Raw genomic sequence first — 19,546 nt, 5'->3', positions numbered from 1 at the left:
GGTGGGCGGGTTGTATCAGGCCTGGGCCTTTACCTCGGTCTCGATGGAGGAGTGGCCCTTGGGGATAACGTACCGCACCGCCGGCAGGGAGACGTTGGTGGAATACAGGCTGACGTTGGGGTCGCATTTGATAACGGTCCCCTCGCCGCTGCCCGACACGGTGCAGGACACCGTTGCGTTGCGGGCGGTGGCTGCACCGTCCGCCGTGGATTCCAGATAGCCGGAGGCGAACCGGGGCACCGCAAAGCCGCAGTCATAGGCCTCGCAGTCGTAGGCGCTGTCGATCTCATGGCGGCGGATATGGCCGGTTGCGGTGGGCAGGATGGTGGTGGTCACCTCGATGCCCGGGAAGGGGGACCAGCGGCTCACCACCCGATCCTCACGGATTTCGTGGGAGATGGATACCTTCCGGACAAAGACGTTGTCGTCGATGACAAAGGCCAGCATGCTGTCGGGGGCGGCCTGGTAGATTACCTCACGGCTGCGGGAAGCACAGAAGCCGAACCGGGTGTCGTAGGCGAATTTGGCGTATTTCTCAGGGAACTGGCCGTGGCCGTGGCCCTCGTTGACGCCGGCGGGATAGGCCGTCACACGGCCCTCCGAGCGGGCCACCAGCATATTGGCGTGGGGCATGGGCTTGAGGGCGTCCAGCTGGGGCACAGGCAGGGCCTCGGCGGTCCAGAAGGGATGGTCGTCGGGCAGGGCCAGCAGGATAAAGCACTTCATACCCCAGTAGGGGCTGCCGGGGGCGTTGTACCGCTCGGCCATATACATCTGGGGATAGCAGTAGCCGATGGTCAGGATGCCGTCCCGGTCGAACATTTTCTGATTCAGCCACCAGTTGAAGTTCCGGGCAATCAGGCCCTTCATGACGCCCAGGGGGAAGGGTTCCAGACCGGCCCAGACGCAGGCCGACCAGAAACAGCACTGGGCAAACCGGTAGCTCAGGCTGCGGCCATAGGGCAGGGCTGCGCCATTGTCGTCAAACCAGTAGATGAACTGCTTGGCAAACAGCTCGGCCCGGCTGCGGTAGAGGGCCGCCCGTTCGGGGTCGGTGTCGGCGGCAAACTTGGCGTAGAGGATGCCGTAGTACTGGATGGCCCAGGGGATATAGTAGTCCTTCTGGGGGCTGGCGCCGTCGGTGGACCAGCCGTCTCCGCTGTAGTAGCTGTCAATCCGCGCCAGGCCCCGGGCCAGATTCTCAGGGTCGTAGGGCATCCCGCACTTTTTCAGGGCCAGGTTCACCAGAATCATGAAAAACTGCCAGTTGCACTCAGGGATGACGTGGTGGTTGATCTGTTCCAGCCACCGGGCCAGATTCTGCTTTTCAGTGTCGGACAGGGGGTCCCACAGCTTTTCGGGGGCGGTCAGCAGGCCGCAGGCGATGGCTGCCATCTCCACAAAGCACTGGTCGTAGTCCCCGCACTCACCCCAGTACTCGGGGTTTTCGGGGTCGGAGCCGGCGGCCAGGCCGCGGCGGTAGATCTCCTCAAATTCCGGGTCGGAGCCGCCTCCCACCCAGAAGGGCACCAGGGCCCACAGAGGCCGGCTGAAGGCCTCCAGCTCGATGGCGGCCTGACCGTAGGTCACGCCGGTTTCCCCCAGGTGAAGCCGGGCTTTGCCCTCGGAATAATAGGGTTTCAGGGGGTCAAGAAACAGGTGCATCAGCGCCTGAAAATCCTGTTTGGTGGAAAGTTCCATGGCTGTTTCCTCTTTTATTTCTTGTAGTCAAAGTTGGGGATGACCGTCCAGCGGCGGCGCAGGGTGTGGGCCGCCAGCTTGGGGCGGCGGTCCCGGGTCAGCAGGCCCTTGCGGTTGCCGCCCACCCGCATGGGGCCCTGAATGGTGGCAAAGTCGGCGAAGTTCCAGGGCATCTCTCCGATGAAGAAATCCCTCTTGTCAAATTCTTCCCCCATCCGCTGATAGTATTCCGCCTGGTACTCCTCGCTGAACATTCCGCCGCAGGCGTCGTGGAGGCCGTTGACGGTGTCGGCGCCGTATTCGGTGATGGCCACCGGCTTGCCCATGCCCGCCCAGAAGTCCAGTTCCTCGTTGAGGCCGGCGCAGGCGGCGTCCAGGTCGCCCGACAGGTTGTACCAGCCATAGTACCGGTTGATGCAGACCACGTCCATGGTGCGGGTGGTGATGTCCTTGGTGTAGTCGTTCTGGCAGCACACCAGGGTGACGGGGCGGTCCTGGGGGTCCCGGGCGTGGGCCTGCTCATAGAGGGCGTGCCAGTATTCCAGGGCCGACTCGGGATAGTGTTCCAGGTCAGGCTCGTTGCCCAGGCTCCACAGGATGACGCAGGGATGGTTCTTGTCCCGGGCAATCATCTCGTCCAGCACCTGGCGGTGATGTTCGGCCAGGATATTGTTCTTGTAGGGGTCCCGGGATGCGCCGTTGATGCCCACCGCCGGGGTCTCGTCGATGACCAGGATGCCCTCCCGGTCGCACAAAGCGTAGAATTCCTCGGCGTAGGGGTAGTGGCTGGTGCGCAGGGAGTTGGCCCCGAACCAGTGCATATAGTGCAGGTCGGTGACGTTGGCCACCTGGTTGAGGCCGCGGCCATGGAGGGCGCTGTCCTCGTGCTTGCCAAAGCCCTTGAGGTAGACCGGCCTGCCGTTGAGCAGGAGTTTGGTTCCCTCCACCTTCACCTCACGGATGCCGAAGGTCTCGTCGTAGCAGTCCTCCCCAAAGGTCACCCGGGCGGTGTAGAGGGCAGGGGTGCCGGGCCAGGGTTCCCACAGCTGGGGATCGGGCACCGTGACGCTGCCTGCGGCCCCCTGGGCGCAGGCCACCGGCTTGCCCGCCGGGTCCAGAATCTCCACCGAGACGCTGCCCTCGCCCACCGTGTCCACCCGATAGTCCACCCGGCCGTCGCAGTGGGGCACCAGGGTGATGTCGGCGATGTAGGCCCTGGGGGTGGTGTAGAGGGTCACCGGGCGCTGGATGCCGGCATAGTTGAAGAAATCGAAGTTGGGGCGGTTCATGGGCTTGGCGCCGGCCTTGGCGTGTTCCACCGAGGGAATGCCGGCGTTGTCCGAGCCAAAGAAGGCGATTTCGCCCGGCTCGTTGCCCACCGGCAGGGTGTTGCGGTTCACCCGGTTGTCGGCGGCCACCGTCAGCAGGGCGGTGGCACCGGGGGCCAGACGGCCGGTGACGTCGGCCTCAAAGGGCAAAAAGCCGCCCCGGTGCTCGGCAATGAGCTGACCGTCCAGCCAGACCTTGGCCTGGTGGGTCACCGAGCCGAACCGCAGCACCACCCGCTGACCGGCGCAGCTGCGGGGCAGGGTGACGGTGCGCTGATAATACACCCAGCCGTAATGATCCCGCCAGGCGCGGTCGGGCTTTTGATCGTTGAAGCTGGCGGGCACCGCCACCGTCTCGGCGCCGGGCAGGGCCGAAGCCGGGTCCAGGCTGGGGGCGGCGGGGTCGCCGGGGTCCAGGGCAAAGTTCCAGATGCCGTCCAGGCTCAGGGTGAGCCGCGCGGCGTTCTGCTGAGGATAAAGCATGGTTGTTCCTCCCATCCAAACGGATGATCTGTCCGGGCCGGATGCTCTGTGGCTGCGGCCCGGGCCCAGCGGGGGAAATCGAATTCCCCCGGACGTCTCTTACCAGTACATCTCCCAGTCCTTGGTCAGGCGGGTGAGGGCCTCCATGTAGAAGTAATCGCCCCAGCTGGTGCACTCGTCCACGCCCTCGGGGGTGCAGGTGTTGTAGGGGCTCTTTTTGCTGTAGGTGCCGTGGAGCAGCTGGCCCGAGCCCAGGGTGGCGGTGCGGACGGCGTAGTGGTCGTAGAGGGAGGCCAGCATCTGGCGGGCCAGGGTCCGCCAGCTCTCGGCCTCGGCGGGCTCCACATACTTGGCCGCCTCCAGCAGGCCGCAGGCCACGATGGCCGCCGAGGAGGAGTCACGGGGTTCGCCGCTGTCGGGGGCGAAAATCATATCCCAGCAGGGGATCAGGTCCTCGGGCAGGCGGGACAGGTAGAAATCCAGGGCCCGGCGGAACACATCCAGGAATTTTTCATCGTGGGTGTAGGTGTAGCCAATGGCGCTGCCGTAGACGCCCCAGGCCTGGCCCCGGGCCCAGAAACTGTCATCCCGGTAGCCCTGGCAGGTGCGGCCGCCCTTGGGGGTGCCGTCGGGGTTCATGTAGAAGGTGTGGTAGGTGCTGCCGTCCTCCCGGAAGGAGTTGGCCAGGCAGGTGGCGGTGTGGGCCGCCGCAATGGCCCGGTATTTGTCGTCGCCGGTGGTCTCGGTGGCCCAGTACAGCAGGGGCACGTTGAGCATGCAGTCGATGATGTAGCGGTAGTTGTCGGGGTCGTCCATGGTGCCCCAGGCCTGTAGGAATTTGCCGCTGGGCTGATAGCGGGTCAGCAGCTGGTCGGCGGCCGCCACGGCGGCGTCACGGCCCTTTTCGCTGCCCACCAGCTTCCAGGCCGCCACGCAGGTGGGGCTGTACAAAAAGCCCATGTCGTGGTGGTCCACCTCCACCTTGCGGCGGATGCGGTCGGCGAAGCTGTCCACCTGGATCAGGGCCGCCTGTTTGAATGCTTCATTGCCGGTGGCCTCATAGGCCAGCCAGATTTCGCCCGGCCAGAAGCCGCAAGTCCACTGGTTGTTGGGGCAGCCGGGGTAGATGTTGTTGACGCTGGAATGATTCTGGCACTGCCAGGTGTAGAGAGGGAGATTGGCCTCCACCTGACGGCAGGCCGCGGCCAGGGCCTCCCGGGCCTCGGCGTCGGACAGAACACGGTTGGGGAAGGTTTTCATAAGGTGACAAAGCCTCCTTGAAAAAGTTTGGTTCCAGTATACACCAAAAAGCGGGGCCGGGCAAAAAGCCCCGGCCCCGCCCACGAAACAATGGGAATCCAGCCTGCTTTCCGGCAGGCGCCGGCTGTAAAAAGCCTGATTCAGTTTGGGATAAGCGATCAGCCCTTGATGCCCGAGGAAGCCACGCCCTGGACGAAGTACTTCTGCAGGGACAGGAACACGATCAGCACCGGGATCAGCACCACCACCGAGGCGGCCATAATCAGGCCGTACTCAGCCGAGTACTGGGAGATGAACATGCGCAGGCCGATCTGGATGGTCTTCAGTTCGGTGCGGGTCAGGTAGATCAGGGGCCCCAGGAAGTCGTTCCAGGTGTTGACGAAGGTGAAGATGGTCAGGGTGGACAGAGCCGGCAGGCTCAGAGGCAGCATGATGTGCCACCAGATGCCGTATTCGGTCAGGCCGTCGATGCGGGCGGCCTCGCACAGCTCGCTGGGCACGCCCTCATAGAACTGTTTCATCAGGAACACGCCGAAGGCGCTGAAGGCCTGCAGGCACATAATGGCCAGATGGGTGTTGTTGAGGCCCCAGGAGCTCATCATCATGAACTGAGGCACCATGTAGGCCTGCCAGGGCACCGCGATGGTGGCGATGTAGCCCAGGAACAGCACGTTCTTGCCCTTGAACTGCATTTTGGCAAAGGCGTAGGCCGCAAAAGACGAGGTGAACAGCTGCAGCAGGGTGACCACGATGGTGATCTTGGCGGTGTTCTTGATGAAGGTCAGCAGGGGGATCTCGGTCCAGATGTCCACATAGTTCTGCCAGCGGGGGTTGGCGGGAATCCACTGGATGGGGAAGCCGAACACGTCCTTGTTCTCCTTGAAGGAGGAGGACAGCATCCACAGGAAGGGCATCAGCATGAAGGCGGTGATGACGATGAGGAAGAAATAGATCATGAACCGCATGATGGCGTTGCGCCGCTTCTGGGAGGCATGATCTTTGATTGCAGATACAGCCATGGTGCTCCTCCTTTCTCAGTTTTCGCCGCGGGAGCCGCGGAACTGGACGATGGTCACGATCAGCACCAGGACAAACAGAACCATGGCGATGGCGCTGGCGTAGCCGTATTTGGGCGTGTTGACAAAGGCCACATTGTAGATGTAGTACACCAGGGTCATGGTGGCGTTGCCGGGACCGCCCTGGGTGATCATGTACATCTGGTCGTACACCTTGAAGCCCGAGATGGTCAGCATGATGACCACGAAGAAGGTGGTGGGACGCAGCTGGGGCAGGGTGATGTGCCAGAACTGCTGCCAGCGATTGGCGCCGTCCAGCTCGGCGGCCTCGTTCAGGTCAGGGTTGCAGCCCTGGAGGCCCGCCAGGTAGATGACCATGTAGTAGCCCATGTTCTTCCAGACGCTGAACAGGATGACGGTCAGCATGGCGGTCTCTTTGCCGGCGGCCCAGCGGGGCAGGTTCTCCACGCCCAGCGCGGCCAGCAGGGAGTTGATGGGGCCCATGGCAGGGTTGAAAATCATGTTCCAGACCGCAGCCACCGCCACCAGCGATGCGACGTAGGGGAAGAAGGCCACCGTGCGGAAGAAGTTGCGCAGGCGGACATTCTGGTTCAGCAGGACCGCCATGGCCAGGCTGCACACCAGGGTCAGGGGCACCGTGCCCAGAACGTAGACGATGGTGTTCACCAGGGCGGCCTGGAAGATCTTGTCGGTCTTGAACAGCTTGATGAAGTTGCTCAGGCCCACAAACTCAATGGCGTGGCGGCCGTCCCAGGAGCAGAAGGCCAGGGCGATGGCGAAGACCATCGGCACCAGAGTGAACACGCAGAAACCGATGAAGTTGGGGGCAATGAAGGTGTAAGCGGTCAGGGTGTCCCGAACCGATTTCTTCAGGGCCTTGCGGGGAGGCTTATCCGCCTTGACGGTTGACGCGGCAGGATTTGCCATAGGGAAACTCCTCCTTTCCAAACAATCCTCACAAAAAAGCGGGGCGGGCAGGCAGCCCGCCCCGCGCCGGTACAAAAGATAGGGCGCTCAGCGAGAAATTAGGCCAGGATGACCGAGACCTGATCATTCATGTTCTGAATGCCTTCGTCGACGGTCTCGCTCAGGGTCATGATGGCGTCGTGCTCGGTGTTGAGGATGGTCTCAATATCGGAAGCATACTGGGTGTAGGGCATCTCCAGGTAGACGGCCACGGTGTTCAGAGCCTCGGCGGAAGCGTCGTCGGCAGGGAAGCCCTCGGTGGCGCGGATGATGGCGTTGGTCTCCTCGGAGCCGCAGGCGGGGAAGGTGCCGGTCTCAGCGATGACCTTGGCGCCCTCATCCGAGACACACCAGTTGATGAAGTCGGCAGCAGCCTCAGCCTTGGCGGAATCCACGTTGATGGCCAGAGAGGTCACGGTGCCCAGGGTGGAGCCGGCAGGAGCGTTGGCGGGGTGAGGATACTTGACCATGCCCCAGTTGAACGGAGTCTCGGCCTCGGCCATGTAGGTCTGCAGGGTGGCGATGAACCAGCTGCCCATGGGCAGCAGAGCGCACTGCTGGTTCTCGAAAGCGGCCGAGTAGTGCAGGGAGGAGGTCTTCAGGTAGCCGTAGTCCATGCAGATGCCGTCGTTCTGCTGAGCCAGGACCAGGTCGTAGGTGGGCTTCATGAAGTCATAGGTGCCGTCCACGATGGTGTTCTCGCCGTCCAGGATGGAGAACAGGGACACGCAGGAGCGCCAGGTGTGGTAGTGGCAGCCATAAACCTTGGCGTCGCCCTCGCCGCTGGTCATCTGACGGGCCAGAGCGTCGTACTCCTCCATGGGCAGGTCGTTGGCGGGATAGGGAACGCCGGCGGCGTCGAACAGATCCTTGTTGTAGAACAGGACCCAGAAGTCATTGCGGAAGGGAACGGCGTAGAAGTTGCCGTCGTCGGTGGTCAGCTGCTCGATGGTGCCGTTGAAGTCAGCGGTGTCACGGGTCAGCACGTCGTTCATGGGTGCCAGGTAATCCAGGTTGATCAGGTTGGCGTAGCCGGGGATGTCCTTAATGCTCAGGACGTCGATGTCGGCGCCGCCGGCCAGCTGGGTTGCCAGAACGGTCATGTAATCGGTGGAGCCCAGGTCCAGCATCTCAATGGTGACGTTGGGGTGGGTAGCCATGTAGCCGTCAGCCATGGCCTTCCAGTAAGCGGTGGACTCCAGATCCCAGATGGTCCAGACCAGGTTGGTGGTGCCTTCGGCAGCAGACGAAGCGGCGGATGCAGCAGTGGATGCGGCGGTGGAGCTGGAGCTGGAGCTGCCGCAGGCGGCCAGAGCGGTGGTGCCGGCCACCACAGCGGCGGCCTGCAGGAACGAACGGCGGGAAATCTTTCTCATGATCTTTGCCTCCTGGAAATCTTCTCTTTCTTCTTCGATGCAGCGTCCCGCCCCGTGTCGGCGGGTCCGCTTTCCTTGTTTATACTATAAGCCCGCCTGTCCCTTTTCGGAATGGAAAATCCAAAAAAGCGTCTGTAATTTTTTTATTTTTTCCAGAAAAGATGCAATATCTTAAACTCAAAGATGCAATTAATCCATTTTTGCACAAAAATTTGTTGCTGTATTCGATTTTTTCAGTACTATATATACAAGGGTCCTCCGGCGATCAGGACAGGATTTTATACGCTGCCCAGCCGGATGCCGCCAGCAGCAGCCCCGCCGCCCCAAAGCAGGCCGCCGGGCCCGCGGCGGCCACCGCCGAGGACCCCACCAAAAACATCACCTCAAAGACGCTGCCGCTCATATTGAACAGGGAGAGGGCTTCGGCCCGGCGTTTCTCCTGGCCGGCGGCGTCCACCAGGTTGTTCTGGATTTTTTCCAGGATGCAGCCGGGCATCCGCAGCAGCAAGGGCAGAGTCAGCATCAGGGCCACCGCCGGGAGGGTCCGGTCGATGAGGCCCAGAACCGCCATGCCGGCCCCCGCCATCACAAACAGTCCTGCCAGGGCCTGCAGGGTATGTTCCGGCTTGAGCCGGTCCAGCAGCGGCCCCGACAGCATCTGAATCACCGAATACCCCAGAATGATGGCCGTGAGCCATTCGGCCCGGGCCCCGCAGGCCAGCAGCTTGTCGGCGTAGAAAAAATTCACCAGAATCTGACCCATGTTCAAGGCCGCCAGGGCGGCGATCAGGGCCAGGGCCCGCCGGGTCAGCACCATATGGGCCAGGCCGGGCCGGGGTGCGGTTTCGGTTCGGGGCGGGCGGCGCTGCACCGGCAGCGGCGGCAGGGAAAAGGAGGCCAGCCAGGCCAGAAAACTGGTGAGGGCGCTGGCCGCCAGCAGGACGGGAATCCCCCCCACAGCGTACAGGCCCGCATAGCACAGGGTGCTGACCACAAAGCCGGCGGTCTCCAGATTCCGCACCCGGGCGGTGCTGGTCAGATACCGTTCCGGCGGCAGGGTGCCGTAGAGATAGGCGCTGAGGGTGCCCGACTCAAAGCTGAGGGCCGCTCCTTCCACCATGGCTTCCAGCCAGAACAAGGGCAGGGACCGGGTGAGAAAGGCCGTCAGCAGCAGCACCCGGGCCATCACAAACAGAAACTCATACAGCAGGATGGACCGGCGGCAGCCGATCCGGTCGGTGAGGCGGCCCGAGGGCACCTCGCCCAGCAGGACCGCCAGGGACAAGGCCGCCTGCAATAAAAAGAACTGGCTGACGCTCACCCCTGCGGTGGTGCGCACCAGCAGGGAAACAGGGCCAAAAAAGACCAGCCCGTTCAAAAAGGACATGACCGTCAGACCGTCCAGCGGACGGCCTGGGCAGATAAACGATTTCATTTTCTCGTACCTCACATCAAACGTTCAGAAAAACAGCGTTTTCCCGGGGCAGGGCACAGCACGCCCCAGGGCGTACCCCTGAACGGGGCACACCGGACGGTTTGGATGTGTTTAAGGACGAGTCAACCGTTTCATCTTGCAGCAGTTCCTTTCACAGGCTGGTAAAGTAAGGCCAGTATAACACAAAAGGCCCGTCTGCACAAGCGGCGGCGGACGGTTGACAATCCACCCAAAAAACGTTACTTTATAAGTGTTGTATCCTAAATCGCGCACCGCTGCGCAGGCCGGAAAGGGGGAGGGCCATGAGCTTCGATTTCATCCGCAGAATGACCCTGCGGCGCCAGATTGTCCTGGGCACCCAGATGTTCACCGCGGTGGTGAGCCTGCTGCTGGGCATCGTGCTGTTTGCTCTGTCCGACTCCTATATCCGCAGCAACACCCTGCGCTCGGTGGAATTCAACCTGATGCAGATGGCCACCTCGGTGGAGGCCAAGCTGAACAACGCCGACAACCTGCTGAACTGGGCATCCACCGACAGCACCCTCCGCCGCTATCTCACCACCACCGAGATGACCGGCCAGCTCACCACCTCCGCTTACGACACCTTTTCCGACCGGTATCTGTCCAGTCCCATCCAGACCCAGATCACCCGGTTTTTCGTCACCAACGGCACCGACCGGTTTCTTCAGCTGGGCAATCTGACCAGTTCCGCCGGCCTCAACGCCGGCACTTTGACCATGTTCCTGGGCCCGGAGAACCGGCTCACCTTTGCCCTGGACCCCCTGCTGCCTTCCCACCCCACCTGTCTGGTGCTGCGCCAGCAGATTCGCCCCAGCACCGAGACCCACTCCATCGGGTGGATTTATCTGGGCCTGGACACCGCCGTCATCACCAGCGCCGCCGACGACTACATCATGCCCGAGGGAGGCGTCCTCTACTGGCAAATGGGAGGTCAGCTCTGGCGGATGGACGGCCACATCCTCACCCCGGTGGAACACGGTCTGGACACCGAGCCCTATCGGGCCGCCGGCCTGGCCAGCCCCGACACCCAGGTATTCCGCGTCATGCGGAACAACCGGGCGTTCCTGTCGGTGGTGGTGCCTCTGGATGGCTGGGACGCCCAGCTGATTCAGCTGTTCCCCGAGAGCACCTTCCTGAACCAGCGGATGATTTACCTGCTCCTGATCGGCCTGGGCATCCTGCTGCTGTGGCTGATGGACGCTTTGCTGCTGCGGTGGCTGGATTCGGTCATCACCCGGCCGGTGGCGGCCCTCCGCCAGCGTCTGGACCGGATCAGCGAGGGCAATTTCACCATTGACCACTCCATCGAGTGGTCCAACGAGCTGGGCGACATCGGCCGGGGCATCAACCATCTGGCCGGCAACGTGGAGGGCCTGCTGGCCCGCCGCCTGGAAGACCAAAAGCGGAAGCAGGACCTGGAATACCAGATGCTGCAAACCGAGATCAACCCCCATTTCATCTACAACACCCTCAACTCCATCCGCTGGATGGCCACCATCCAGAACGCCACCGGCATCGCCGAGATGGTCACCGCCTTCGCCCGGCTCACCAAGAGCGTCTCCAAGAGCACCGAAAAACTGGTGCCGCTCCAGGACGAGCTGGCCCTGCTGAACGATTATTTCACCATCCAGCAGTACCGCTACGGCGGGGATCTGCAGATTGAGGTGTCTCACATCGACAACGAAGCCATCTGCCGGGACTGCATGATCCCCCGGTTCACCCTCCAGCCCCTGGCGGAAAACGCTATCTTTCACGGCCTGGAACCCAAGGGCGGCTTTGGCAGCGTACTGATTGAAATTCACATCAGCCCCGACAACGGGGATGTTCTGGTCACCATGACCGACGACGGGGTGGGAATGCCCCCGGAACAGGTGGCCCATCTGCTGGACGAGCCCTCCGACCAGGCCGCCGCCCAGGACAAAATCCGCCATGTGGGCCTGTGGAACGTCCACCGGCGGCTGCAATACTCCTTCGGCAGAAACTACGGCCTGACGGTGGAGAGCGAACCCGACGTGGGCACGGCGGTGACCATCCGCCTGCCCTATCACCCCAAAGAGGAAGGAGAAACGACCCATGCTGCGGATCCTACTGGCTGACGACGAGCCCCTGGTCCTGATCGGCCTGCAGGGGATGCTGGAATGGGAAAAGCAGGGCTACACCATCTGCGGCACCGCCCGCAACGGCAAACTGGCCCTGGAAGCCATCGAGCGGGAAAAGCCCGACATCGTCATCGCCGACGTCAAGATGCCGGTGATGGACGGGCTGTCCCTGGCCCACACCTGCCACGAAAAAGGCCCTCTGCCGGTGTTCATCATGCTCACCAGCTCGGAGGATTTCAGCTATGCCCGGCGGGCCATTGAGGCCGGGGTGGTGGACTATCTGGTCAAGATGGACCTGACCCCCACCAGCCTGTGCGGCGCGCTGGAGCGGGCCAGCGAAAAGGTGAAGAAAGAGCGGGCCCTCACCGGCCAGATGCCCAGCAAAAGCGAGATGGAGGAAGGGCTGCGGACCCTGCAGGACCGGTTTTTGATCCGGCTGTATGCGGGCCTGATCCCTGACGAGGCCCATCTGCAGCAGGAGATGAAGGGGCTGGACCTGCATCTGGACCAGCCCTGTCTGATTGCGGCCTGGGGCGAGATTCTGCCCGCCAACGCCGCCATGACCACCGAGCAGCAGCTCAAGCTGAATCTGGCCTGCTGCCGGATGCTGGAAACCACCCTCCAGAACTATCTGCCGGTCCACGCCACCGGCACCGACGTGCTGCATTTCAGCGCCCTGTTCAGCCTCACCGAGGAACAGGGCCGGGACGTGAAGGCCTTTCTGGAGCCGCTGCTGAAAAAGGCCAGCCAGATTCTCTACAATTACTTTTCCGCCCGGCTCCTGTGGGCCGTGGGGCGGCCCGCCGCTGCACCGCTGGGCCTGCCCCGCCGCTGCCGCGAGCTGGATACCCTCCGGCTTCTTTTGTCGGACAGCGAACCCATCCTCTTTGCCGAGGACATGGACAGCGACGCCAGCGCTTCCAAGCTGCAGACCGTCGCCCAGGTCAAGGCCTACATCCGGGACCATCTGTCCGAAAAACTGACCCTGGCGGACGTTGCCGCCGTGTTCAGCTTTTCCCCCGGCTACCTCAGCCAGCTGTTCGGCAAGTACGGCGGCGGCTTTGTGGAGTACATCACCGAGGCCCGGGTGGCTGCCGCCAAGGAAATGCTGGAAAAAGGGGATAAAAAGATCTACGAGATCGCCGAGGAACTGGGTTTCGAGAGCTCCTTCTACTTCTCCAAGGTCTTTAAAAAGGCCACCGGCCTCAGCCCCCGGGAATACCAGCAGAAGCTGTAGCGCCCCGCGCCGTCACCGGGCGCAGGGGAGAGGGGCGTTGTCCGCTCTGTTTCCTTGTCTGTCATCCATGATAGGAGATGTTCCATGTTTACCGAAAGACTACCCCTTCTGCCGGCGGTGCTGCCCGCCTTCCGGCCCTGCCCTCCGGCCTGTCAGCGGGCGGACTGGGAATCCCTGCCCGACACCGCCCGCCAGCGCCTTCTGGACGCCGGCGAGGCCGAGGCGGCCCGGTCCATTGCGCCCATGCCCCTGACCCTCTGGCTGGACTTTATCCGCAGCGGACGGCGGGCCGACTGGGAGGAGGCCACCTTCTCCCGCCGGGCCCGGCTGTGCGCCCTGGTCTGCGCCGAGTGTGTGGAGTACCGGGGCCGCTACCTGGACGCCATCGCCGACACCATTTGGGCCATCTGCGAGGAGAGCGCCTGGCAGCTGCCGGCCCACAACTCCTACGTCCGGGACACCCCCCAGCTGCCCCTGCCCGACACCGCCCGGCCCCTCATCGACCTGTTTGCGGCGGAGGCCGGGGCCCTGCTGGCCACCGTCCACTTTTTGCTGGGGCCTGAGCTGGAAAAAGCCTATCCCGGCCTCACCACCCGCATCGAACAGGAGGTCCGGAACCGGATTCTGACCCCTTACCTGCAGGATCACTTCTGGTGGATGGGCAACGGCAATGAGCCCATGTGCAACTGGACCAGCTGGTGCACCCAGAACGTGCTGCTCTGCTTCTTCCTGCTGCCCGACGTCAGCCAGGAGGAGCGTCGGGCCGCCGTCCGCCAGGCCGCCTACAGCCTGGACTGCTTTTTGAAGGACTACGGCCTCGACGGCTGCTGCAACGAGGGCGCCCAATATTACCGCCACGCCGGTTTGACCCTCTGGGGCGCCCTGCACATCCTGTCCAGCGCCGCCCCCGAGGCCTTCGGGCCCCTGTTCCGGGAGGAGAAAATCCGCAACATTGCCGAGTACATCCTGAACGTCCATGTGGACGGGCCCTATTACCTGAATTTCGGGGATTGCAGCCCTCTGGCGGGCCGCTGCGGCGCCCGGGAATATCTCTTTGCCAAGGCGGTGGGCAGCCCCTCTCTGGCGGCCCTGGCGGCGTCGGATTTCCGGGCCGACCCGGACCCCGACCACCTCACCGCCCAGGACGCCAGCAGCCGGATCAACCTGTGGTACCGGCTTCTCACCGCCTTCACCCAGCGGGAGCTGGAAAGCCATCCCGACACCGCCGCCCCCGCCGGGGACGTGTGGTACCCCAGCGTGGGAGTCTTTGCCGCCCGGCGGGGCAGCTGGGTTCTGGGGGCCAAGATGGGCTCCAACGGGGACAGCCACAACCACAACGACACCGGCAGCATCACCGTCTACAAGGACGGGCGGCCCTTCCTGATTGACATTGGGGTGGAGAGCTACACCCGCAAGACCTTCAGCCCCCAGCGGTACGAGATCTGGACCATGCAGAGCGGCTGGCACAACCTGCCCACCTTCGACGGGGTGATGCAGCTGCCCGGCGCAGAGTACGCCGCCCGGGACATTCAGATCGGGGAGGGGAGCATTTCGGCCGAGCTGTCGGGGGCCTATCCCCCCATCCAGGGGCTGAGCCATTACCGGCGGACGGTGTCGGTCACCCCGGAGGGAATCACCCTGGTGGACGAGACCGACTGGCCCGGGGAAGTGGAACTGACCCTCATGACCCAGCTGCATCCCCAGCTCTGGGGCGGCGGCCTGAGCCTGGAGGGCCTGGGCCTGATCCAGCCTGGCAGCGGGGTGGAGGTGACGGTCCAGCCGGTGCCGGTGACCGATCCCCGGCTGCGCACCGCCTGGCCTGATACCATTTGGAAAATCAGCATGTATTTCTACAATAAGCTGATCTTACATTTGAACTGAGCAGAGAAAAAGGAGTTTTTGTCATGGAAACCATCAAGCTGAAAGTCCTGAACCAGACGGGCCATACCCTGATGACCTGCCGGGCCGATCAGGAGGTATCTCTGGTCTACACCAACGCCTACCAGCCCGGCGACCGCATCGCATTGGAAATCGATCACCCGGGCCAGTTCTGCGTCATCCAGCTGGAGGATACCATGGACCCGGCCCTGGTGTATGTGGTCAACCGGGAGATCAACTTCCACATTCCCTTTGGGGAGCAGGCCATCACCTATTCCCCCAAGAGCTTCCAGGGCAGCCGGCATCTGATCCGGGCCCGGCTGGCCCGGCCCGAGGAGCTGGCCGTCCGCCGGAATCTGGCTTTCAACTGCTACGATGAGCACGGGGACACCGGTTTTTATCCCCATGCTTCGGCCAACGTGGAGACCCGCGGCGAGGCGGTGTTTGCCGCCCGCAACGCCATCGACGGCATCTTTGAGAACAGCTCCCACGGGGAATATCCCTACCAGAGCTGGGGCATCAACCGGGACCCCAACGCGGCCCTGACCCTGGACTTTGGCCGGGAAGTGGTGCTGGACGAGCTGCGGATCACCGAGCGGGCCGACTTCCCCCATGACAACTACTGGATTCGGGCCACCGTCACCTTCTCGGACGGTTCCCGGCTGGAAATTCCTCTGGTCAAGAGCGCCAAACCCCAGAGCATTACCTTCCCGCCCCGCCGGGTCCGCAGCCTGGTGCTCAGCGAGCTGATCCAGGCCGAGGGTCCGTCGCCCTTCCCGGCCCTGACCCAGATTGAGGCCTGGGGCTATGAGGCCGGCGCCGAGGGCGGGGAGGCGCAGGCATGAGCTGGTTTGACGCATTCTACGGCGGCAGCGGCCGGGGCGTAAACCCCAACGAGCCCGAGAAAAAGGGCCTGGCCCGGTTCTTCCAGATTCTGGGCCGGGACTTCGGCCAGCTGATCGCCACCAACTTTCTGGTCTGCGCCCTGGTGCTGCCGGCGGCGCTGGGTGTGTCTCTGGGCATCATCCTGCTGAACTTCCCCCTGACCCTTCTGGCGGGCCTGCTGGGCGGCATGCTGGCCGGCATCGGCCTTCTGGTGATGGCCGACTGCGCCCTCCGCAGCCTGTGCAATGATCCGTCCCCCTGGCTGCCCCGGATGGGCCAGACCATCTCCGCCAAGTGGAAGGCCGCCCTGCCTGTGGGCGCCATCCTCATCACCCTGCTGGGGGCCCTGTCCTTTGTCTGGGCCTTCCTGTTCGAGGTGATGGAGTCGGGTCAGTACCCCGGCAGCGCCATTCTGGTGTTCCTGGGCTTTGATATGCTGGTGCTGGCGGTGGCGGGCAGCCTGACGGTGGCGGCTCTGACCGCCGCCCCCGCCGGGGAGACCTCTCTGGGCAGCCTGCTGCGCACCGCCGGACACATGATGCTCTATGCCCCCGGGCGGGCCCTGGGGGGCAGCGCCGTCATCTTTGCGGGGGTGGCGGTCCTGATCCTGTTTTTCCCCATCAGCACCCTGTGGGCCATGCTGTTCGGCTTCTGGCTGCCGGTGCTGGTGGCCATGCAGATTTTCTTCCCGGTGCTGCGGGAGATCTATGACCTGGACGTGGAGCACGCCCCCTCGGCCGACGACGAGGAGGAAGGCCCCCTCATGACCGAAAAGCAGAAAAAAGCCCGGGCCCGGGCCAACTGGTGGTACTACAACTGGGGCCTGGTGGCGGCTGCGGCGGTGCTGGTGGTGGCGGTGATCTATGTGGTTCACGGCCTGACCACCACCATTGACCCCGACTACAACGTGGCGGTGGTCACCCCCGACACCCTGCCCGATTCCTCCGCCCTCCAGCTCCAGCAGGTGCTGGAGAGCTACGGCGTGGACCGCAACGGGGACGGGGCGGTGGTGGTGAGCCTCAACGTCTACACCTGGAGCGCCGACGCCTCCCTCACCGACATGAACAGCCAGATGGCGGGCGCCACCCGTATGAACACCGACCTGTCCAACGGGGACAGCGGCATCTGGATTCTGGCCGATCCTGAGGGCTTTGAGGAGGCCTACGGCGCCCTGAGCGAGGCTTTGGGCAGCGACTGGACCGGACAGCTCATCCCCTGGACCGACGTTCCCAGCCTGGCCGGCGCCGATCTGGGCAGCTATGACACCTCCGCCGACGGCTCCACCAGTCAGTCGGTGCAGGAGCTCTTTGCCGACTATCAGATCGCGGTGCTGGACAGTTCGGACGGGCTGTGGGACCTGCTGACCCATCCGGCCTCGTAAGTCGGTTTCTTGATGATTTTGGGCGGAAAAGGGATTGTATTTGCCCCGCCGCGGCGGTATCATAAAGCCGCGGTCAGGAAACAGGCCCCTGACCCCATTCTCCGAAAATCACACGCGTAAAAGAGGGGAGGTCCGCCCGGGCCGCTCCTCTTGCGGCGTTTCGGCCGGCAGGTTTTCCACCGGGATTTTGTGCGCTGGTGGAAAATTCACCCCCGCCAGTCTAAACACAGACAAAAAACACCCCTGCATCCCGAGGGATGCAGGGGTGTTTTGGGTTCTTTTGGGGTGAGGCTCACATCATGTTGTGGAATACCCGCATGGCAATCTGGAAGTAGAGGATCAGACTGCAGGCGTCCACGATGGTGGTGATGAAGGGGGTGGCCATGATGGCGGGGTCGAAGCCCAGCTTCTTGGCGCCCAGAGGCAGGATGCCGCCCACCAGCTTGGCCAGAATGACGCTCAGGAACAGCGACAGGCTGACCACCAGCACATAGCCGGGCACGTTCTCATACATGCCGGCGTAGAGGACGCCGTACATCAGCCAGATGCGCAGGCCGTTCACCAGGCCCAGCACCGTGCCCACCAGGGCGGAAATCCGCAGCTCCTTGAACAGGACCTTGAGGAAGTCCCCGGGGCTGACCTCGCCCAGAGCCAGGCCGCGAACCATCAGGGTACTGACCTGGTTGCCGCAGTTGCCGGCGGTGTCCATCAGCATGGGCATAAAGGAAACCAGCAGGGGAAGGGCCACAAAGGCCTCCTCGTAGTGGGTGGTGACCATGCCGGTAAAGGTGGCCGACAGCATCAGGATCATCAGCCAGGGGATACGCTGTTTGGCGTGGGTCCAGACGCTGGTGCCAAAGTAGGTGGTGGCCTCGTCATCCGGCAGAATGGCGGCCATCTTCTGCATGTCTTCGGTGGACTCCTCGGTCAGGACGTCGATGGCGTCGTCGATGGTGATGATGCCCACGAACATGCCCTCGTTGTCCAGAACCGGCATGGCGGTGAAGTCATACCGCTGCATCTCACGGGAGACGTATTCCTGGTCGTCGGTGACCCGCACCGCGATGACGTTGTCGTCCATGATCTCGGTGATGGGGGTATCCAGGTCGGCCAGCAGCAGGCTGCGGACCGACACAACGCCCAGCAGCCGGTTTTTCTCCACCACATAGCAGGTGTACAGGGTCTCGGCCTGTTCGCCCTGCTGCCGGATGGCGGCAAACGCGCCCCGGACATCCATATCTTTCCGCAGGCGGACATATTCCAGGGTCATCAGGCTGCCGGCGGAGTTTTCGGGGTAATTCAGCAGCTTGTTCAGGCTCTCGCGGGTCTGGGGGGAAGATTTCTCCAGCACCCGCTTGACCACGCTGGCGGGCATATCTTCCAGCAGGTCGGCGGCGTCGTCCAGGCTCATCTCCTCGATGGCTGCAATCAGCTCCACATCCGAGAAGGCCTCCACCAGGTCATCCCGGGCGTCGTCCGACATATAGGTGAAGGCCTCGGCGGCCACTTCCTTTTTCAGCAGCCGGAACACCACCAGGCGGTTGTTTTCGTCCAGTTCTTCCAGCAGTTCGGCCAGGTCGGCGGGCTGGACGTCCTCGGTGACTTCGCGCAGTTTCAGGTACTGCTTTTTCACCAGCAGCTTGAGCAGGCGGCTCTTGGTCAGCTCGTTGGGGGCGGGAGGGGCCTCCTTGGCCTCTTCCTTTTCGGCGTCCCGCACGTCCTGGCGCAGGTCTTCGGCGGCCTCGGCGTCGTTCAGATCCCGGGCCAGCTGTTCACGCACTTCGGCGGGAATATCGTCGGGCAGTTCCTGGGCGGGCATCTGTTCCAGATGCTCCATCATTTCCTGGTCCAACACTTCTTTTTTTTCTCTCTTATCCATGGGTTCTATCTCCTCCATCACAAACTATCACAGGAGGGTACAGTCCATCGGGATATAAAAAGGCGCAGCCAACAGGCGGCGGAAAAGCTTTCCGCCGCGCAGGCTGCGCTCACGCCATGTGTCCAGACGGGAACAGGGGATGCCCACAGGCTCCCCTCCATCCTTCACACCAAACTGCGCCCGGGCACACTGGCCCCCGGCGCCGTTTTATTCCTTCTCGTTCTCCCTGCGGGTGAACGCAGCTTCTTCATTTTCCGATGCGCTGTACCGCTCGGATCTACTATGATCCGGGTCCATCTTTCTGCGTTCACCTCCCAGTTTTGTCGCTAGTTTGATTATAACGCACCATTTAGACTCGGTCAACCCCCTACTTTTCCCGCCTGAGGCGGGGGGCACTTCCCCCAGCCCTGCAGGCTCGCCCCGGCGGGGCTCTGGACACAGGGTACATTCTCTATTCTGTACGTTTTCCTCACAACAAACAATGCGAGGGCCAGCTCGTGAGAGCCGGCCCTCGCAGAGGGACCCTATCTTTCGTGACGCAAAAGTTCTTTTGTTTTGGTGCGATCAACAACAGAAGGAA

At 63.0% G+C, this 19,546-nt stretch carries 13 protein-coding genes; 5 read left to right on the top strand and 8 right to left on the bottom strand.

The window, feature by feature from the left end; genetic code table 11:
* Positions 1-15: 15 nt before the first annotated feature.
* The 7 genes from B5F27_RS13230 to B5F27_RS13200 all read right to left on the bottom strand — a co-directional run bounded on the left by B5F27_RS13230 (position 16) and on the right by B5F27_RS13200 (position 9,586).
* Positions 16-1,701, bottom strand: coding sequence for a DUF2264 domain-containing protein (locus B5F27_RS13230; RefSeq protein ID WP_087368451.1), 1,686 nt, complete (start codon positions 1,699-1,701; stop codon positions 16-18).
* Positions 1,702-1,715: 14 nt separating this feature from the next.
* Positions 1,716-3,512, bottom strand: a complete 1,797-nt coding sequence (uidA, locus tag B5F27_RS13225) for a beta-glucuronidase (RefSeq protein WP_087368449.1) — start codon at positions 3,510-3,512, stop codon at positions 1,716-1,718.
* A gap of 99 nt (positions 3,513-3,611) precedes the next feature.
* Positions 3,612-4,772 carry a glycoside hydrolase family 88 protein gene (locus B5F27_RS13220; RefSeq protein ID WP_087247446.1) on the bottom strand — a complete coding sequence of 387 codons (1,161 nt, stop codon included), beginning with the start codon at positions 4,770-4,772 and terminating at the stop codon, positions 3,612-3,614.
* 158 nt (positions 4,773-4,930) lie between these two features.
* Entirely contained in the window at positions 4,931-5,791 is an 861-nt protein-coding gene (locus tag B5F27_RS13215; protein ID WP_087247444.1) for a carbohydrate ABC transporter permease, read from the bottom strand.
* Between the two features lie 15 nt (positions 5,792-5,806).
* Complete coding sequence (locus tag B5F27_RS13210; RefSeq protein WP_087247442.1) at positions 5,807-6,736, bottom strand: sugar ABC transporter permease; 930 nt, start codon at positions 6,734-6,736, stop codon at positions 5,807-5,809.
* 98 nt (positions 6,737-6,834) lie between these two features.
* Entirely contained in the window at positions 6,835-8,151 is a 1,317-nt protein-coding gene (locus tag B5F27_RS13205; RefSeq protein WP_087368447.1) for an extracellular solute-binding protein, read from the bottom strand.
* 265 nt (positions 8,152-8,416) lie between these two features.
* A complete protein-coding gene (locus B5F27_RS13200; protein ID WP_087368445.1) occupies positions 8,417-9,586 on the bottom strand; it encodes an MFS transporter in 1,170 nt (389 codons plus the stop codon).
* A gap of 302 nt (positions 9,587-9,888) precedes the next feature.
* On the opposite strand from B5F27_RS13200, the gene B5F27_RS13195 reads away from it, so the two are divergent.
* The 5 genes from B5F27_RS13195 to B5F27_RS13175 all read left to right on the top strand — a co-directional run bounded on the left by B5F27_RS13195 (position 9,889) and on the right by B5F27_RS13175 (position 17,087).
* On the top strand, positions 9,889-11,703 hold the full coding sequence (locus tag B5F27_RS13195) for a histidine kinase (RefSeq protein WP_242962195.1): 1,815 nt from the start codon (positions 9,889-9,891) through the stop codon (positions 11,701-11,703).
* Entirely contained in the window at positions 11,681-12,943 is a 1,263-nt protein-coding gene (locus B5F27_RS13190; RefSeq protein WP_087368442.1) for a response regulator, read from the top strand. Before B5F27_RS13195 ends, B5F27_RS13190 begins: the two co-directional genes overlap by 23 nt.
* An 84-nt stretch (positions 12,944-13,027) precedes the next feature.
* Positions 13,028-14,824, top strand: coding sequence for a heparinase II/III family protein (locus tag B5F27_RS13185; protein ID WP_087368440.1), 1,797 nt, complete (start codon positions 13,028-13,030; stop codon positions 14,822-14,824).
* Positions 14,825-14,847: 23 nt separating this feature from the next.
* On the top strand, positions 14,848-15,666 hold the full coding sequence (locus B5F27_RS13180; protein WP_087368438.1) for a carbohydrate-binding protein: 819 nt from the start codon (positions 14,848-14,850) through the stop codon (positions 15,664-15,666).
* Positions 15,663-17,087: a hypothetical protein gene (locus tag B5F27_RS13175; RefSeq protein WP_087368436.1), complete on the top strand. Its 1,425-nt coding sequence runs from the start codon at positions 15,663-15,665 to the stop codon at positions 17,085-17,087. The genes B5F27_RS13180 and B5F27_RS13175 overlap by 4 nt, the downstream gene beginning before the upstream one ends.
* 292 nt (positions 17,088-17,379) lie before the next feature.
* Here the strand turns inward: B5F27_RS13175 and mgtE are convergent, their stop codons facing one another.
* Complete coding sequence (gene mgtE / locus B5F27_RS13170; protein ID WP_242962194.1) at positions 17,380-18,966, bottom strand: magnesium transporter; 1,587 nt, start codon at positions 18,964-18,966, stop codon at positions 17,380-17,382.
* Positions 18,967-19,546 lie beyond the last annotated feature (580 nt).

The sequence above is a fragment of the Faecalibacterium sp. An192 genome (genome assembly GCF_002160175.1).
Taxonomy (GTDB): domain Bacteria; phylum Bacillota; class Clostridia; order Oscillospirales; family Ruminococcaceae; genus Faecalibacterium.
This window is presented reverse-complemented; position numbering and strand designations above follow the sequence as displayed.

Bases quoted from the DNA above. Each gene is read 5' to 3' on its own strand.
- B5F27_RS13185 (WP_087368440.1), top strand. From the start codon at position 13,028: ATGTTTACCGAAAGACTACCCCTTCTGCCGGCGGTGCTGCCCGCCTTC.
- B5F27_RS13175 (WP_087368436.1), top strand. From the start codon at position 15,663: ATGAGCTGGTTTGACGCATTCTACGGCGGCAGCGGCCGGGGCGTAAAC.
- B5F27_RS13205 (WP_087368447.1), bottom strand. From the start codon at position 8,151: ATGAGAAAGATTTCCCGCCGTTCGTTCCTGCAGGCCGCCGCTGTGGTG.
- B5F27_RS13220 (WP_087247446.1), bottom strand. From the start codon at position 4,772: ATGAAAACCTTCCCCAACCGTGTTCTGTCCGACGCCGAGGCCCGGGAG.
- B5F27_RS13210 (WP_087247442.1), bottom strand. From the start codon at position 6,736: ATGGCAAATCCTGCCGCGTCAACCGTCAAGGCGGATAAGCCTCCCCGC.
- mgtE (WP_242962194.1), bottom strand. From the start codon at position 18,966: ATGGATAAGAGAGAAAAAAAAGAAGTGTTGGACCAGGAAATGATGGAG.
- B5F27_RS13215 (WP_087247444.1), bottom strand. From the start codon at position 5,791: ATGGCTGTATCTGCAATCAAAGATCATGCCTCCCAGAAGCGGCGCAAC.
- B5F27_RS13195 (WP_242962195.1), top strand. From the start codon at position 9,889: ATGAGCTTCGATTTCATCCGCAGAATGACCCTGCGGCGCCAGATTGTC.
- B5F27_RS13190 (WP_087368442.1), top strand. From the start codon at position 11,681: ATGCTGCGGATCCTACTGGCTGACGACGAGCCCCTGGTCCTGATCGGC.
- uidA (WP_087368449.1), bottom strand. From the start codon at position 3,512: ATGCTTTATCCTCAGCAGAACGCCGCGCGGCTCACCCTGAGCCTGGAC.
- B5F27_RS13180 (WP_087368438.1), top strand. From the start codon at position 14,848: ATGGAAACCATCAAGCTGAAAGTCCTGAACCAGACGGGCCATACCCTG.
- B5F27_RS13200 (WP_087368445.1), bottom strand. From the start codon at position 9,586: ATGAAATCGTTTATCTGCCCAGGCCGTCCGCTGGACGGTCTGACGGTC.
- B5F27_RS13230 (WP_087368451.1), bottom strand. From the start codon at position 1,701: ATGGAACTTTCCACCAAACAGGATTTTCAGGCGCTGATGCACCTGTTT.